At 72.0% G+C, this 13972-nt stretch carries 16 protein-coding genes and 3 tRNA genes; 14 read left to right on the forward strand and 5 right to left on the reverse strand.

Annotated features, from left to right (window positions below; all coding sequences use genetic code 11):
* Window positions 1–14 precede the first annotated feature (14 nt).
* The 7 genes from ACIQ5Y_RS09965 (at window position 15) to ACIQ5Y_RS09995 (ending at window position 5621) form a co-directional block, all read left to right on the forward strand.
* Window positions 15–1568 (forward strand): NuoM family protein, encoded by a 1554-nt coding sequence (locus ACIQ5Y_RS09965; RefSeq protein WP_403877502.1) that lies wholly within the window; start codon window positions 15–17, stop codon window positions 1566–1568.
* Window positions 1565–3127 carry an NADH-quinone oxidoreductase subunit N gene (locus ACIQ5Y_RS09970; protein ID WP_403877415.1) on the forward strand — a complete coding sequence of 521 codons (1563 nt, stop codon included), beginning with the start codon at window positions 1565–1567 and terminating at the stop codon, window positions 3125–3127. The genes ACIQ5Y_RS09965 and ACIQ5Y_RS09970 overlap by 4 nt, the downstream gene beginning before the upstream one ends.
* 208 nt (window positions 3128–3335) lie before the next feature.
* Entirely contained in the window at window positions 3336–4199 is an 864-nt protein-coding gene (gene htpX, locus ACIQ5Y_RS09975) for a zinc metalloprotease HtpX (protein WP_403877419.1), read from the forward strand.
* Window positions 4196–4588 (forward strand): YccF domain-containing protein, encoded by a 393-nt coding sequence (locus tag ACIQ5Y_RS09980; protein WP_384590665.1) that lies wholly within the window; start codon window positions 4196–4198, stop codon window positions 4586–4588. Before htpX ends, ACIQ5Y_RS09980 begins: the two co-directional genes overlap by 4 nt.
* Window positions 4585–4773, forward strand: a complete 189-nt coding sequence (locus tag ACIQ5Y_RS09985; protein ID WP_403877422.1) for a hypothetical protein — start codon at window positions 4585–4587, stop codon at window positions 4771–4773. The genes ACIQ5Y_RS09980 and ACIQ5Y_RS09985 overlap by 4 nt, the downstream gene beginning before the upstream one ends.
* A gap of 69 nt (window positions 4774–4842) precedes the next feature.
* Window positions 4843–5100 (forward strand): hypothetical protein, encoded by a 258-nt coding sequence (locus ACIQ5Y_RS09990; protein WP_403877425.1) that lies wholly within the window; start codon window positions 4843–4845, stop codon window positions 5098–5100.
* Entirely contained in the window at window positions 5097–5621 is a 525-nt protein-coding gene (locus tag ACIQ5Y_RS09995; protein WP_403877427.1) for an SMI1/KNR4 family protein, read from the forward strand. Before ACIQ5Y_RS09990 ends, ACIQ5Y_RS09995 begins: the two co-directional genes overlap by 4 nt.
* On the opposite strand, the gene ACIQ5Y_RS10000 is transcribed toward ACIQ5Y_RS09995, so the two are convergent.
* The 3 genes from ACIQ5Y_RS10000 to ACIQ5Y_RS10010 all read right to left on the reverse strand — a co-directional run bounded on the left by ACIQ5Y_RS10000 (window position 5605) and on the right by ACIQ5Y_RS10010 (window position 8974).
* Window positions 5605–6840, reverse strand: a complete 1236-nt coding sequence (locus ACIQ5Y_RS10000; RefSeq protein ID WP_403877430.1) for an APC family permease — start codon at window positions 6838–6840, stop codon at window positions 5605–5607. The genes ACIQ5Y_RS09995 and ACIQ5Y_RS10000 overlap by 17 nt on opposite strands.
* 9 nt (window positions 6841–6849) lie before the next feature.
* Window positions 6850–8286, reverse strand: coding sequence for a SulP family inorganic anion transporter (locus ACIQ5Y_RS10005; RefSeq protein WP_403877433.1), 1437 nt, complete (start codon window positions 8284–8286; stop codon window positions 6850–6852).
* Between the two features lie 199 nt (window positions 8287–8485).
* Window positions 8486–8974, reverse strand: coding sequence for a YajQ family cyclic di-GMP-binding protein (locus ACIQ5Y_RS10010; RefSeq protein WP_150209206.1), 489 nt, complete (start codon window positions 8972–8974; stop codon window positions 8486–8488).
* A gap of 200 nt (window positions 8975–9174) precedes the next feature.
* Here ACIQ5Y_RS10010 and ACIQ5Y_RS10015 point away from each other — a divergent pair.
* Both ACIQ5Y_RS10015 and ACIQ5Y_RS10020 read left to right on the forward strand, forming a co-directional pair.
* Window positions 9175–9256, forward strand: a tRNA-Tyr gene (locus tag ACIQ5Y_RS10015).
* A 104-nt stretch (window positions 9257–9360) separates the two neighbouring features.
* On the forward strand, window positions 9361–9801 hold the full coding sequence (locus ACIQ5Y_RS10020; protein WP_403877436.1) for a DUF3574 domain-containing protein: 441 nt from the start codon (window positions 9361–9363) through the stop codon (window positions 9799–9801).
* A gap of 28 nt (window positions 9802–9829) precedes the next feature.
* Here ACIQ5Y_RS10020 and ACIQ5Y_RS10025 read toward each other — a convergent pair whose 3' ends face one another.
* Window positions 9830–10486: an SDR family oxidoreductase gene (locus ACIQ5Y_RS10025; RefSeq protein ID WP_403877439.1), complete on the reverse strand. Its 657-nt coding sequence runs from the start codon at window positions 10484–10486 to the stop codon at window positions 9830–9832.
* Between the two features lie 53 nt (window positions 10487–10539).
* Entirely contained in the window at window positions 10540–11826 is a 1287-nt protein-coding gene (locus tag ACIQ5Y_RS10030) for an amidohydrolase family protein (protein WP_403877441.1), read from the reverse strand.
* 315 nt (window positions 11827–12141) lie between these two features.
* Here ACIQ5Y_RS10030 and ACIQ5Y_RS10035 point away from each other — a divergent pair.
* From ACIQ5Y_RS10035 to ACIQ5Y_RS10055, 5 genes are all read left to right on the forward strand, one after another.
* Window positions 12142–12214, forward strand: a tRNA-Thr gene (locus ACIQ5Y_RS10035).
* A gap of 48 nt (window positions 12215–12262) precedes the next feature.
* Window positions 12263–12335, forward strand: a tRNA-Met gene (locus ACIQ5Y_RS10040).
* Between the two features lie 88 nt (window positions 12336–12423).
* On the forward strand, window positions 12424–12588 hold the full coding sequence (gene rpmG, locus ACIQ5Y_RS10045; protein ID WP_003956487.1) for a 50S ribosomal protein L33: 165 nt from the start codon (window positions 12424–12426) through the stop codon (window positions 12586–12588).
* Window positions 12589–12738: 150 nt separating this feature from the next.
* On the forward strand, window positions 12739–13191 hold the full coding sequence (locus ACIQ5Y_RS10050) for a MaoC family dehydratase N-terminal domain-containing protein (protein WP_403877444.1): 453 nt from the start codon (window positions 12739–12741) through the stop codon (window positions 13189–13191).
* A 1-nt stretch (window position 13192) separates the two neighbouring features.
* Window positions 13193–13621: a MaoC family dehydratase gene (locus tag ACIQ5Y_RS10055; protein WP_403877447.1), complete on the forward strand. Its 429-nt coding sequence runs from the start codon at window positions 13193–13195 to the stop codon at window positions 13619–13621.
* The last annotated feature ends 351 nt before the right edge of the window (window positions 13622–13972 follow it).

The following is a 13972-nucleotide window of genomic DNA, read 5'->3' on the forward strand; positions in this document are numbered from 1 at the left end:
TCAGCCCGTCCGTGATGCAGTTCCTTCTGGCGTTCGTCGTGGCCGCACCGCTCCTCGGCGCGGTCGCGGCCCTCCTGCCGGCCCCGCCCGGCCTCAAGGGCAAGAGCCCCGAGCAGGCCGTACTCCGCCACGGCGTGACCGTGACCGGCGTGATCCTCGCCGCGGCGATCGCCCTCACCCTGGGCTTCGACCACGACACCCCGTCCCGCTTCCAGGCGACGACGGACATCAGCTGGATCCCGGCGCTGAACGTCCGGATCCACCTCGGCATCGACGGCATCTCGCTCCCCCTCCTCCTGATGACCGCGCTGCTGTTCTTCCTCTGCGCGCTCTACAGCTACTTCAAGCTCCCCGCAGGCCCTTCCCCGAAGGCCTTCGTCGCGCTGCTCCTGGTCCTGGAGTCCGGCACCCTCGCGACCTTCGCCGTCCTCGACCTGCTGCTCTTCTTCCTCGCCTTCGAGATGGTCCTCATCCCGATGTACTTCCTCATCGCCCGCTGGGGCGGTGCTCAGCGGCAGGCCGCCGCCTGGAAGTTCATCCTCTACACGCTCCTCGGCTCCGTGGTCATGCTGCTCGGGCTGCTGCTGATCGGACTGAACAGCGGCACATTCGACATGGTGACGCTCGCCACTGACAACGGCCGCGAACTGTCCCACACCACCCAGCTCCTGGCCGTCCTCACCATCGGCCTCGGCCTCGCCGTGAAGACCCCGATGTGGCCCCTGCACAGCTGGCTGCCCGACGCCCACACCGCCGCTCCGACCGTCGGCTCCGTCCTGCTGGCCGGCGTCCTGCTCAAGATGGGCACGTACGGGTTCGTCCGCATCCTGCTGCCCGCCACCCCCGAGGGCATGGCAACCTTCGCCCCCTACCTGGGTGCCTTCGCCGCCATCGGCATCGTCTACGGGTCGCTCGCCTGCCTCTCGCTCGCGCGCAAGGGCAACAAGGGCGACCTCAAGCGGCTCATCGCGTACTCCTCCGTCGGCCACATGGGCTTCGTCCTGCTCGGCATCGCCTCCATGACCCCCACCGGAGTCAACGGCGCGCTGTTCGCCAACATCGCCCACGGCCTGATCACCGGCCTCCTCTTCTTCCTGGTCGGCGCCCTCAAGGACCGCTACGGAACCGCCGACCTCGACACCCTCTCCGGAGTCACCGGCGCCGCCCTCTACGGCCGCGCCCCCCGCTTCGGCGCGTTCCTCGCCTTCGCCGCCGTCGCCTCCCTCGGCCTGCCCGGCCTCGCCGGGTTCTGGGGCGAGATGCTGGCCCTCTTCGGCGCGTTCGACCCCGCCGAGGGCCTGTCCCGGCCGGCGTTCCTCACGTACATGGCCTTCGGCGCGTTCGGCACCCTGCTCACCGCCGCCTACCTGCTGATCGTCGTACGGCGCGTCTGCATGGGCGACCCGAAGTCCGGCCCCGAGATCGTCCTCGCGGACGTCCAGCGCTACGAATTCGCCGCCTGGACCCCGCTCGCCGCCCTCACCGTCCTCGCCGGCCTGTGGCCCGCGGTACTGCTCGGCCTCACCGACCCGGCCGTCCAGAAGCTCCTCGCAGGAGGCAACTCATGACGGCCCTCGCGGTCCTCGCCGCCGCCCCGTCGGCGCAGGCCCCCAGCCTCGTCCAGACCGTCGACTGGCTCGCCATCGCACCGGTGGTCATCCCCGCCGCCGTCGCCCTGGTCGTCCTGATCGCGGACCTCTTCGTACCCGAGCGCCGAAAGCCGCTCCTCGGATGGCTCTCCGTGGCCGGCCTGGCCGCCGCGACCGCCACCCTGCTGCCGCTGCGCGCGGGCGACCGGTCCACCTTCTGCCTCGGCGGCGACCCGGCAGCCTGCAGCTACACGGCCGACCACTTCACGCTCGTCATCCAGTTCCTCGTACTGGCCGGCGCCCTGGTCACCGCCCTGCTGTCGGTCACCGCGGTCCGCGACACGCGCATGCCGGCCGGCGAGTACTGGTTCCTGCTGCTCTCCTCCGCCGCCGGCGCCGCGCTCCTGCCCGCCTCCCGCGACCTCGCCACCCTGATCGTCGCCCTCGAAGTCGCCTCGCTGCCCGCCTTCGCCCTCGTCGGCATGCGCCGCGGCGACCGGCTCTCCTCCGAGGCCGCCCTCAAGTTCTTCCTCTCCTCCGTCACCGCCACCGCGGTGTCGCTGATGGGCGTCAGCTTCGTCTACGCCGCCACCGGCACCCTGCACCTGACCCAGGTCGCCGACCGCCTCGAAAGCGTCCCCGGACAGCTAGACACCGTCGCCATGGTCGGCGTCGCGCTCACCCTCGTCGGCTTCGCTTTCAAGACCGCGGCCGTCCCCTTCCACTTCTGGGTCCCCGACACCTACGTCGGCGCCCCCCTGCCCATCGCCGGGTACCTCTCGGTGATCGGCAAGGCCGTCGGCTTCACCGGCCTCATCCTCGTGACGGTGATCGCCTTCCCGGCGTACTCCGACATCTGGGGACCGGCCCTCGCCGTCCTCGCCGCGCTCACCATGACCGTGGGCAACGCCGCCGCCCTGCGCCAGTCCGCGGACCGCCCGAACAGCGCCGTGCGACTGCTCGCCTGGTCCTCCGTGGGCCAGGCCGGCTACCTCCTGGTCCCGATCGCCGCCGCCGCGTACTCCGACCGCGACGAGATCGGCTCCACCGTCGCGTACGCCCTCATGTACGCCGTCGTGAACCTCGGAGCCTTCGCCGTGGCCGCGCTCGTCGCCCGTACGAAGCCGCTCCACCGGATCAGCGACTACCGCGGCCTGTACGCCGAGCGCCCGCTGGTCGCCCTGTCGATGGCCTTCTTCCTGCTCTGCCTGGCCGGTCTGCCGCCGGGCATCATCGGCCTCTTCGCCAAGGTCGTCGTCTTCCAGTCCGCCGTCGAGGCGGGCCTCGGCTGGCTCGCCGTGATCATGGCGGTCAACGTCGTCGTCGCCCTCTACTACTACCTGCGGTGGACCGCGACCCTCTTCCGCGCGCCCGAAGGCGCCGAGGCCGCCGAGGGCGCCCGGACCGCCACCGCCCGGACGAAGGCCCCCTGGCCGGTCACGGCGGCCATCGTCGTCACCGCGGTCACGGCCCTCGTCCTCTCGGGCGCCCCGCAGCTCGTCCTGCGCTTCGCGTCGAGCAGCCTCTTCCCGCAATAGCCCCCACACAGCCGTCACCCGTACGGAGCAACACGCGCGGCCGCCGCCCCACCGCCCCCACCCCGGGGCACCGGGGCGGCGGCCGCTCCGTCATGCCCCGGGAACCAGCCGCGCCCACCTCGCGTTGACCAGGAAGGGAGGGTCCACTGGACCGTAGACCCTCAGTCCAGGACGGGGGCTCCCTGCCGCACCACTAGGAGGGCGTACCGTGCACCGCCGGCACAACGGGCTGAAGACCGCCGTACTCCTCGGCGGGCTGTCCGCACTCATCATCGTCATCGGCAGCTTCTTCGGACGGGGCGGCCTGATCATCGCCGTCCTCGTCGCCCTCGGGACGAACGCGTACGCGTACTGGAACAGCGACAAGCTGGCCCTGCGCGCGATGCGGGCCCGCCCCGTCAGCGAGTTCGAGGCCCCCGAGCTCTACCGCATGGTGCGCGAGCTCTCCACGTCCGCGCGCCAGCCCATGCCACGCCTCTACATCTCGCCCACCGAGGCCCCCAACGCCTTCGCCACCGGCCGCAACCCGCGCAACGCCGCGGTCTGCTGCACCGAGGGCATCCTGCGCATCCTCGACGAGCGCGAGCTGCGCGGAGTCATCGGCCACGAGCTCAGCCACGTCTACAACCGCGACATCCTGATCGCGTCGGTCGCCGGAGCGCTCGCCTCCGTGATCATGTTCCTGGTGAATTTCGCCTGGCTGATACCCGTGGGCCGCTCGAACGACGACGAGGGGCCGGGCCTCTTGGGCATGCTGCTCGTCATGATCCTCGGCCCGCTGGCCGCCTCCGTGATCCAGCTGGCCATCAGCCGCTCGCGCGAGTACGAGGCCGACGCCTCCGGCGCTCAGCTCACGGGCGATCCGCTCGCCCTGGCCGCCGCGCTGCGCAAGCTCGACGCCGGCACCAAGCAGCTTCCGCTGCCCCCCGAACCCCGGCTGGAAACGGCGAGCCACATGATGATCGCCAATCCCTTCCGCCCGGGTCAGGGATTGACCAAGATGTTCTCGACACATCCTCCGATGGCCGAGCGCATCGCCCGGCTCGAACAGATGGCAGGCCGTTCGCAGTGAAGACAATCCTGAACATCATCTGGCTCGTCCTCAGCGGCGTCTGGCTGTTCCTCGGCTACTGCCTCGCCGGCGTGATCCTCTGCATCACCATCATCGGCATCCCGTTCGGCATCGCCGCCTTCCGCATCGCGGTGTACGCCCTCTGGCCCTTCGGCTACACCACGGTCGAGCGCCGCGACGCGGGCGCCGCGTCCTGCATCGGGAACGTCCTGTGGCTGGTCCTGGCGGGATGGTGGCTGGCCATCGGCCACATCGTCACCGGCCTCGCCCTGTGCGTCACGATCATCGGCATCCCGTTCGGCATCGCCAACTTCAAGATGGTCCCGCTCTCCCTGCTCCCGCTGGGCCGGGAAATCGTCCCGACGGACGCGCCGTTCGCCTCTCGGTGACCCAGGACTTCGGATTCGCCCTGCGGGGCGAGGACGAGGACCACGAGGACGAGTGGCTGTGGGCGCCGTGCGAGTCCGCGGAGAACCTCTTCGCCGACCCGCCGGCGCCCGTACGCACGCGGTACGGCGAGGCCCGGGGGAAGTGGTACCTGGAGGACGCCCAGGACAGGCCCCTGGGGCACTGACGGGACCTCGCAGAGGTCCTGCCCGCCGAAGAGCCGCCACCGCACTCCGTACGCCTCCTCGGGTGCGCGGTGCAGGGGCCGCTGCCGCAGGTGCTGGAGCGCCGGAAGAAGCGGCGCCTCGGCTACCGGCGCCTCGACGCGCTGGACGCCGCCGGGAAGCCCCTCGCCCGCGCAGGGCGCCCGGACGTCGTGGACTGGCGGCCCTCCGCGCGCGGGCCGGGCCACTACGACCCGACCGTCCACATGGAGCCCCAGCCGTCCGTCGCCACCGGGGTTGTCCACAGGCCCGGGCGGCTGTCAGTGGCGTGCGTCACCATGAACGCATGAACGAGACCGAGCAGTTGCTGGAGCAAGTCGCAGACCGCGTGCGCAACTCCGCGCAGGGGCGTGGAACACCCCTGCCGAAGCCGCTCGCCGACGGAGAGATCGCCCGGGCCGAAGGCATACTCGGCTTCGCCCTGCCGCCGCTGCTCGCCAAGCTCTACACGCGTGTCGGAGACGGCGGATTCGGACCCGAGTACGGGTTGCTGCCGCTCCGTCAGGTCATCGAGCGCCATGAGGCCCGGAGAGCCTCCGGCTGGCGGTGGCCCGAGGGCGTACTGCCGATGGCCGACTTCGGCTGCGGCATGGACGCCTGCGTCGACTGCCGCTCCGAGACCGCCCAAGTCCTGCTGTTCGACCCCAATCCCGGGGAACCGGACCTCGCCTGGTACGTCGACAGTCCCGGCCTGGCCGACTGGCTCCGCGGCTGGCTCGACGGCAGCGCCTGGTTCTGCGACGAGTCGGGACTGGGGGAGGAGTTCGACCTGGAGCCGGTCCCCTGGGCCGAGTTCAGGTCCCGGATCTGAACCGCCGGCGCACACCGTAGGCCAGCGCTCCGACGGCCAGCACCGCCGCCCCCGAAACCGCCGCAGCGAGGGGCAGCGCGCAGGCCAGCACCACACAGCCGGACAGCCCGACGACTGCCACGGCCCGACCCTTGAAACCTGAATCGAGAGTCCAAGCAGAAGCGTTCGCGATCGCGTAATAGGCCAGTACTCCGAAGGAGGAGAAACCGATCGCCCCCCGCAGATCGGCGGTGGCCGCGAGTACCGCCACGACCGCACCCACTGCCAGCTCCGCGTGGTGCGGGACCTGGTGCCGGGGATGCACGGCGGCCAGCGTGCGCGGGAGATGGCCGTCCCGGGCCATCGCCAGCGTGGTCCGCGAAACCCCCAGTACGAGCGCCAGCAGAGAGCCCAGCGCCGCCAGGGCCGCACCCACCCGGACGACCGGGACCAGTCCGGGCACGCCGGCCGCCCGGACCGCGTCGGCGAGCGGGGCCGCCGAGCGCGCCAGCCCGTCGGCGCCGAGCACCGACAGCGCGGCCACCGCCACGGCCGCGTACACCAGCAGCGCGATCCCCAGCGCGAGCGGCACCGCCCGCGGGATCGTCCGCTCCGGGTCGCGCACCTCCTCGCCCAGGGTGGTGATCCGGGCGTAGCCCGCGAAGGCGAAGAACAGCAGCCCGGCGCCCTGCAACAACCCCACGGCGTCCCAGTCCGCACCGCCCAGCCGTCCCGCCTCGGCGGCGTCCGAGGTCAGGCACGCGACCACCACCGCGGCCAGCACCGCCAGCACCGCCGCCACGATCAGCCGGGCCAGGCGGGCGGACTTCTGCACACCGCCGTAGCTCGCGGCGGTCAGCGCCACCACCGCCGCGACGGCCACGGCGTGCTGCTGCCCCGGCCAGACGTACGCGCCGACCGTCAGCGCCATCGCCGCGCACGAGGCCGTCTTGCCGATCACGAAGCCCCAGCCGGCCAGGTACCCCCAGAAGGGCCCGAGACGCTCGCGCCCGTAGACGTACGTGCCGCCGGAAGCCGGGTACCGGGCGGCGAGCCGCGCCGAGGAATGCGCGTTGCAGTAGGCGACGACCGCCGCCACCGCGAGGGCGGCGAGGAGCGCGCCGCCCGCCGCCCGGGCCGCAGGGGAGAGGGCGGCGAAGATGCCGGCGCCGACCATCGCGCCGAGTCCGACGACGACGGCGTCGGAGACTCCCAGGGTGCGCTTCAGCTCGTTTGTCACGGGCGGAGGCTAACCGGGCCAGATGAGGTCCTCACGTCCGGGGAGTGGAGTCCGCTCCCGCTCCCACCCTTCGAGGGCCGTCAGACAGGCGTGGTCGAGGTGGCGCAGCCCGCTCAGGTCGAGCCGCACCGGCTCGCCGGGCGGCAGCGCGTCCAGCGCGTCGAGCAGTTTGGGCAGCCGCAGGAAGCTGGCGTTGCCCACCACCCGGACGCACAGCCCGGTCTCCTCCCGCACCTGCTCGATGTGCACGTGGGAGGTTTCCCAGGCCGCCTTGGCGACGGCGAGCCCCAGCCCGAACAGCACCCCCTCGAAGAGGTTGGTGACCACGATCGCGGTGGCCGTGGCCAGCAGCACCACGGCCTCACCCCGGTGTGTCCGCCACAGCGCGTACACCGCCCGGGCGGGCAGCAGCTTCCAGCCCGCGTGCAGCAGCACCCCGGCCAGCGCGGCGAGCGGCACCACCTCCAGCACCTGCGGGAACGCGACGGCGAAGAGCAGCAGCCAGGCGCCGTGGAGCACCCTGGCCGCCCGGGTGCGGGCGCCGGCTTCCACGTTCGCGGAACTGCGCACGATCACCGCGGTCATCGGCAGGGACCCGAGCAGCCCGCACACGGCGTTCCCGAAGCCCTGGGCGACCAGCTCCCGGTCGTAGTCCGTCCTGGGCCCGTCGTGCATCCGGTCGACGGCGGCCGCGCTGAACAGGGTCTCGGCGGAGGCGATCAGCGCGAGCGCTGCCACGGTCCCGAGCGCTCCGGCCGAGGCCAGCACCCCGAAGTCGCCCGCGTCCGGCAGGGCCACCGCGTCCAGTACCCCCGTGACCCGTACGCGCTCGACGGGCAGCCGCAGCAGCGCGGCCGCGGCGGTGGCGGCGGCCACCCCGACGAGCGCCCCGGGCACGAGCCGCCACCGGGCGGGCATCCGGCGCCAGGCGGCCATCACGGCGATCGTCCCCGCCCCGAGAGCCACGGCCGCCCAGTCGGCCCGCGCCCCGAGGTCGTGCACCCCGGCCAGCTTCGCCAGGGTGTGCCCCGGAGCCTCCACCCCGCCCAGCGCGTACAGCTGCCCCGAGATCAGTACGAGCCCGATCCCGGCCAGCATCCCGTGCACGACGGCGACCGAGATCGCCCGGAACCACCGCCCGAGCCGCAGTACCCCCATGCCCAGTTGCACCACCCCGGCGGCCAGCACCAGCACCCCGAGCGCGGGCAGCCCGTAGGACCGCACCGCCTCGTAGACCAGCACGGTGAGTCCCGCCGCGGGCCCGCTCACCTGCAGGGAGCTCCCGCGGAACCAGCCGGTGACCAGCCCCCCGACCACTCCGGTGACGATCCCCAGCTCGGCCGGCACCCCGGATGCGACGGCCACCCCCACGCACAGCGGGAGGGCGACCAGTGCGACGACCACGGACGCCCCGAAGTCTTCGCGAAACGTGCCGGCCCCAGGCATGTGAGAACCCCCTGCCACGCGGTGATGGACGTCACCCAGCGTGGTGGGCGCACTCACCGTCGCCCAAGTGGCCACGGAAGCCCTCGGTGGCGCGTGCGCCGCACACGCCCCGCACACACTCCCGAGGGCCCCCACAACGCCGCGGCCCGGCGGTCCGTCAGGACCACCGGGCCGCGTGGAGGCAGGCCGCCGAGCTGCGTCAGCGGTAGTTCACGAACTGGATCGCGAAGTCCAGGTCCTTGCCCTTGAGGAGCGCCTGGACGGCCTGCAGGTCGTCACGGCTCTTGGAGCTGACGCGCAGCTCGTCGCCCTGGACCTGGGCCTTGACGCCCTTGGGACCCTCGTCCCGGATGATCTTCGCGACCTTCTTGGCGTTCTCCTGGGAGATGCCCTCCTCGATCGAGGCGAAGATCTTGTACTCCTTGCCCGACAGCTGGGGCTCGCCGGCGTCGAGCGCCTTCAGCGAGATGCCGCGCTTGACCAGCTTGGTCTCGAAGACGTCCAGGACGGCCTTCACGCGCTCCTCGGAGTTCGCCTCCATCAGGATCTTCTCGCCGGACCAGGCGATCGTGGCGCCGGTGCCCTTGAAGTCGTAACGCTGGGAGAGTTCCTTGGCGGCCTGGTTGAGGGCGTTGTCGACCTCCTGCCGCTCGACCTTCGAGACGATGTCGAAACTGGAGTCGGCCATGTGCTGTGGCTCCTTGAAGTCGGTTGTGGCGGCCCCGGAGGGCGCGGCCGGACGTCCCCGGCCCGCTCGGCAAAGCCTAGCCACCGCACTCACCGCAGGTGCTGATCAATCCGGTGGCGAAGCACCCCCGGTCATCAGGTATCGTTTACGTCGTTGCCAGGGAGCGCCGCCGGAAGGCGGAAGAAATGGCAGCAACTCTTGGCGGTGTGCCCGAGTGGCCAAAGGGAGCAGACTGTAAATCTGCCGGCTCAGCCTACCCAGGTTCGAACCCTGGCGCCGCCACGCGAGAGAGACCCCCGTTACTCGTAACGGGGGTCTTCTTCGTATTTCGTGCGGGCCGCCGCCCGCCGACCGCATCGTCGCGCCGGCCCGGTCGTTCACCAAGGGTGAAATGGACATCTGACACGCGGGGGAAGGTCGGCGGCGGGGTGCTCATCGCCCTGCTGGGAGCCAGCCTTCCGACACTGGTGGGGGCGGCGCTCGACACCCACGTGGGGAAGCCCTACCAGGAGACCAGGCTCTACTTCGGCACCGCGCGCCCCGGCGGACAGGGCCCGGTCGAGGAGCAGGAGTTCATGCGGTTCCTGGACCGGGAGATCACCCCCGCCTTCCCCGAGGGGCTGACCGTCCACGACGGGTACGGCCAATGGCGGGGCGGCGACGGCAAGGCCGTGCGCGAGACCTCCTACGAGGTGGTGCTGCTCTACCCCGAGAAGGAGGCCAAGGAGCGGAACACGCGCGTCGAGCGGATCCGGCAGGCCTACGAGGACCAGTTCCAGCAGGATTCGGTCGGGCGGTCGGACGACAAGGTGAGCGCCGAGTTCTGAGCCGCCGGATCGAACGGGCGGCGTGGGCTCAGTTGCCCGCCACGTCCTTGACGGCCACCGCCACAGGCGTGGAGCCCGTGGTCAGTTCCAGCGTCAGGCCCGCGGTCGCCGGAGTCTCGATCAGCTCGGCCAGCACCGCCGCCACATCGTCCCGCGGGACGGTCCCGCGGCCCGTGTGCGCCTCCAGGCGGACCAGGCCCGTACCGGCGTCGTCGACCAGCGAGCCGGGGCGCAGCACCGTCCACTCCAGACCCAGCCGGGTACGGACGTGGTCGTCGGCCTCGCCCTTGGCCCGCAGGTAGACGTCGAAGACGTCGTCGCCCTCGTGCCACGCGTCGGCGCCCATCGAAGAAACCATCAGGAAGCGGCGCACGCCCGCCCGTTCGGCCGCGTCGGCGAAGAGCACCGCCGCGGCCCGGTCCACGGTGTCCTTGCGTGCGATGCCGCTGCCGGGACCGGCACCGGCCGCGAACACCACGGCGTCCGCTCCGTGCAGGATCCCGGCCACGTGCTCGACCGACGCCGACTCCAGATCGCACAGCACCGGTTCGGCGCCCGCCTCCCTGAGGTCGTTGCCCTGCGCCGGGTCGCGGATGATGCCCGCCACCTCGTACCCGCCCGCGGCGAGCAGGCGCTCCAGCCGCAGCGCGATCTGACCGTGTCCACCAGCGATGACGATGCGCATGTCCCGACCGTACGACGAGCCGGGCGCCCCCGCCCGCGACGGCGCGGGAAAGCTCAGGGTCCGGGCTCCGTACGGCCCTGCCGGGGCAGGTCCAGGGCCACCGCGACGGCGGAGTCGCAGTACTCCCGTACGGCACTCGTACGGGCTACGACGCGCCCGCGGTGGATCACGATGCGGCTGTACGCGAGGGACAGCACGCCCGCGATCCGGTCCCCGCGCACGGCGAGCAGCTCCGCCGGGAACCCGGCCTCCACCCGCACCTCCGGCAGGCCCATGGCCTCGCGGGCGCAGGCGCTGACCGACTCGTACGCCTCCGCGGCCCGCAGGCCGCCCTGGGAGGCCAGCAGGTAAGCGGCCTCCAGCGGGTCGCCGCGGCCGACCGGGTTCCCGGCGTCCCGCAGCGCCCCGCTGCCGGCCGAGACGCGCACCCCGGCGGTCCGCAGCAGCCGCACGGGCGCGGTGCGCAGCCCGCGGCGCTCCAGGGCCGCGCAGTCGCCCTGCGGGAGGCAGGTCACCCGTACGCCGGCCGCGGCCAGCTGGTCGGCGGCGCGGGTCGCCGCGTCGAGGGGGAGCCGGGACAGGCCGCCGCAGGGGCCGATGGTCACCCCGGGGCGCAGTCCGCCTGCCATCGCCGCGAGCCGGGAGAGGCGGGCCGGGTCGTCACCGTCCGTGTGCAGGTCCACGGGGCAGCCGTGCTCGCCGGCGAGATCCAGGACGGCTTCGAGGAAGCCGGTCGGGTCCGGGTCCAGGTCCGGGCAGCCGCCGATCACCGAGGCGCCCATCTTGACCGCGTCCCGCAGCATGGCGAGCCCGTCCCCGCCGGCCACTCCGGTCAGCAGCCGGGGTACGGCCACGGTGGTCAGGTCGGTGAGCCCGCGCAGCGAGCGGCGGGCCTGGAGCACGGCTTCCAGGGGGCCCAGGCCGTGGACGTCGCCGATCCGCACGTGCGAGCGCACGGCGGTGGCGCCGTGGCCGAGCTGGAGCAGTGCGGCCTCGGTGGCCCGCCGCTGGACCTCGTCCGGGGTGTAGGAGACGGGCCCGTCGCCGTCGGCGGTCAGGGCGGTGTCCCCGTGGGCGTGCGGCTCGGCGGGGGCGGGGAGCAGCAGATAGCCGGTGAGGTCCACCCGGGACAGCGCGGGGGAGGGCAGGCTGCCCGCGGTGCCCACGGCCTGGATGCGGCCGCCGCTGAGGCGGACGTCGACGGTCCGGCCATCGGTGAGGCGGGCCCCCGCGAGCAGCAGGGTGGTGGCTTCGGCGGCGGCCGCGTTACCGAGACCGCCGCCCTCGCCACGGCCGTTGCGCGGGGAGTGGGACGGCTGCTGCGGCTGGCTGTCGGACATCGCGCTCCTGCGGTGGCTCGGGCGGTTCCTGGGCCTTTGACCGCGGCCCGTGGCCCAAGATCACGCAGCGTGCTCAGAGCCTAGGGCGCGGCGCACCCCGCTTCAGGGAAGAGCGCAATAGTCGTACCGGTGTGGTGCCCACGCGCCCTGGCGCGCGGAGGTGAGCCGGGGGTGACCCCGGACACATTCGGGGTGGGAATGGGGGTCGGGGAGGCCCCGAAGCCGATCAAGAAAGGCGGCCGGACCCCCTCGGAGCCCTGTTCCCGCAAAGGATTTGGGCGATGGGCGGGCAACCGTGTAATGTCTTCATCGCTCGCCCCAATAGCTCAGTCGGTAGAGCGTCTCCATGGTAAGGAGAAGGTCTGCGGTTCGATTCCGCATTGGGGCTCTGGTGAGAGAGGTTCCCCACCCTCGGGTGGGGAGCTGATCACATCAAAGCGGCGTAGCTCAGTCGGTAGAGCAAGCGGCTCATAATCGCTGTGTCACCGGTTCAAGTCCGGTCGCCGCTACACCCAGTAGCCGATTGCGGGGTCGGTCTCCCGATCGGCTACTCTTTTATGCGTTCATCCGTCCCATAGTCCGTCAAGGAGCACTCACGTGGCTGCCACCGACGTCCGCCCGAAGATCACGCTGGCCTGCGTGGAGTGCAAGGAGCGGAACTACATCACCAAGAAGAACCGGCGTAACAACCCGGACCGTCTTGAGATGAAGAAGCACTGCCCGCGCTGCAACTCGCACACCGCGCACCGCGAGACCCGCTGACCCCAGCGAAGTCTCGAATACAGGCAACGTCATGAGGTCGTCCCCTTTACAGGGGGCGGCCTCGTGCCGTTTCCGGGCGTCCGCCCCGGCCCCGGCTGTCCGCCGTCTTGTCCTTGTGATGCACCCGTTTCTTTGTGGAGGTAGTGAGTCATGGCTCTCGACCAGTCCTTCGTGGGGCGGAGCTACCCGCCCACCGATCCGTATGAGGTCGGCCGGGAGAAGATCCGCGAGTTCGCGGTCGCGGTGGGTGACGCCAATCCCGTCTGCACGGACCCCGAAGCCGCCAAGGCGTACGGCTACTCCGATGTGATCGCTCCGCCTACCTTCGTGTTCGCCATCACTTTCGCCGCGGCGAGCCAGGTGATCGAGGACCCGCAGCTCGGGCTGGACTACAGCCGCGTCGTGCACGGCGACCAGAAGTTCGCCTACTCCCGCCCGGTGCGCGCCGGCGACCGCCTCTCGGTGACCTCCACCATCGAGGCCGTGAAGTCGATGGCGGGCAACGACATCATCGACATCCGTGGCGAGGTCCACGACGAGACCGGTGAGCACGTGGTGACGGCATGGACGAAGCTCGTCTCCCGCGCCCCCGAGGAGGCCTGACATGGCAGCGCAGATCCAGTACGACGACGTCGAGGTCGGCACCGAACTGCCGGCGGCCTCCTTCCCCGTGACGCGCGCCACGCTGGTGCGGTACGCGGGGGCCTCCGGTGACTTCAACCCGATCCACTGGAACGAGAAGTTCGCCAAGGAGGTCGGACTGCCGGACGTGATCGCGCACGGCATGTTCACCATGGCCGAGGCGATCCGCGTGGTCACCGACTGGGTCGGCGACCCGGGCGCGGTGGTCGAGTACGGCGTGCGCTTCACGAAGCCGGTCGTCGTCCCGAACGACGACCAGGGCGGGCTGATCGAGGTGACGGCCAAGGTCGCGGCGAAACTCGACGACAATCGGGTCCGCGTGGACCTGACGGCGATGAGCGCGGGCCAGAAGGTCCTGGGCATGTCGCGCGCGGTGGTCGCGCTGGGCTGAGGGCGCGGGGTGGGCGGGGTACGGGTTTACGCGCGTGCGGGGCCTCCACCCCCTCGGGCCACCGCCCCGGACCGGGGGCTGCCCACCCGCCTGCCCACCCGCCCGGGTGCGTGCCGGATCGTGGGCGGCTCCCTGGGTGACCGGCTCTGGGCGGCTCCCTCTGCGGAGGGGGCTTTGCCCTTTCGGGCGCCGCTCCCGGGTGGCGGTCACGCACCCCAGGCCCGGAGGCTGGGCGGGGGTGGGGAGGCGGGTTGGCGGTGCCTCGGCCGGTCGGGACCGGAGAGGGCTTGGGGGGTTCCCGGCTGCCCCATCGTCCTTCCGCGTCGGGCCGGCCTGTCAAGGGCGCTCCTC

It is taken from the genome of Streptomyces sp. NPDC096339, from assembly GCF_044762985.1.
GTDB lineage: Bacteria > Actinomycetota > Actinomycetes > Streptomycetales > Streptomycetaceae > Streptomyces.

What these genes read in the sequence shown, in the direction of transcription:
- ACIQ5Y_RS09965 (WP_403877502.1), top strand. Translation starts at nt 15, where the DNA reads ATGCAGTTCCTTCTGGCGTTCGTCGTGGCCGCACCGCTCCTCGGCGCG.
- ACIQ5Y_RS09970 (WP_403877415.1), top strand. Translation starts at nt 1,565, where the DNA reads ATGACGGCCCTCGCGGTCCTCGCCGCCGCCCCGTCGGCGCAGGCCCCC.
- ACIQ5Y_RS09995 (WP_403877427.1), top strand. Translation starts at nt 5,097, where the DNA reads ATGAACGAGACCGAGCAGTTGCTGGAGCAAGTCGCAGACCGCGTGCGC.
- ACIQ5Y_RS10005 (WP_403877433.1), bottom strand. Translation starts at nt 8,286, where the DNA reads ATGCCTGGGGCCGGCACGTTTCGCGAAGACTTCGGGGCGTCCGTGGTC.
- ACIQ5Y_RS10010 (WP_150209206.1), bottom strand. Translation starts at nt 8,974, where the DNA reads ATGGCCGACTCCAGTTTCGACATCGTCTCGAAGGTCGAGCGGCAGGAG.
- ACIQ5Y_RS10025 (WP_403877439.1), bottom strand. Translation starts at nt 10,486, where the DNA reads ATGCGCATCGTCATCGCTGGTGGACACGGTCAGATCGCGCTGCGGCTG.
- ACIQ5Y_RS10030 (WP_403877441.1), bottom strand. Translation starts at nt 11,826, where the DNA reads ATGTCCGACAGCCAGCCGCAGCAGCCGTCCCACTCCCCGCGCAACGGC.
- ACIQ5Y_RS10050 (WP_403877444.1), top strand. Translation starts at nt 12,739, where the DNA reads ATGGCTCTCGACCAGTCCTTCGTGGGGCGGAGCTACCCGCCCACCGAT.
- ACIQ5Y_RS10055 (WP_403877447.1), top strand. Translation starts at nt 13,193, where the DNA reads ATGGCAGCGCAGATCCAGTACGACGACGTCGAGGTCGGCACCGAACTG.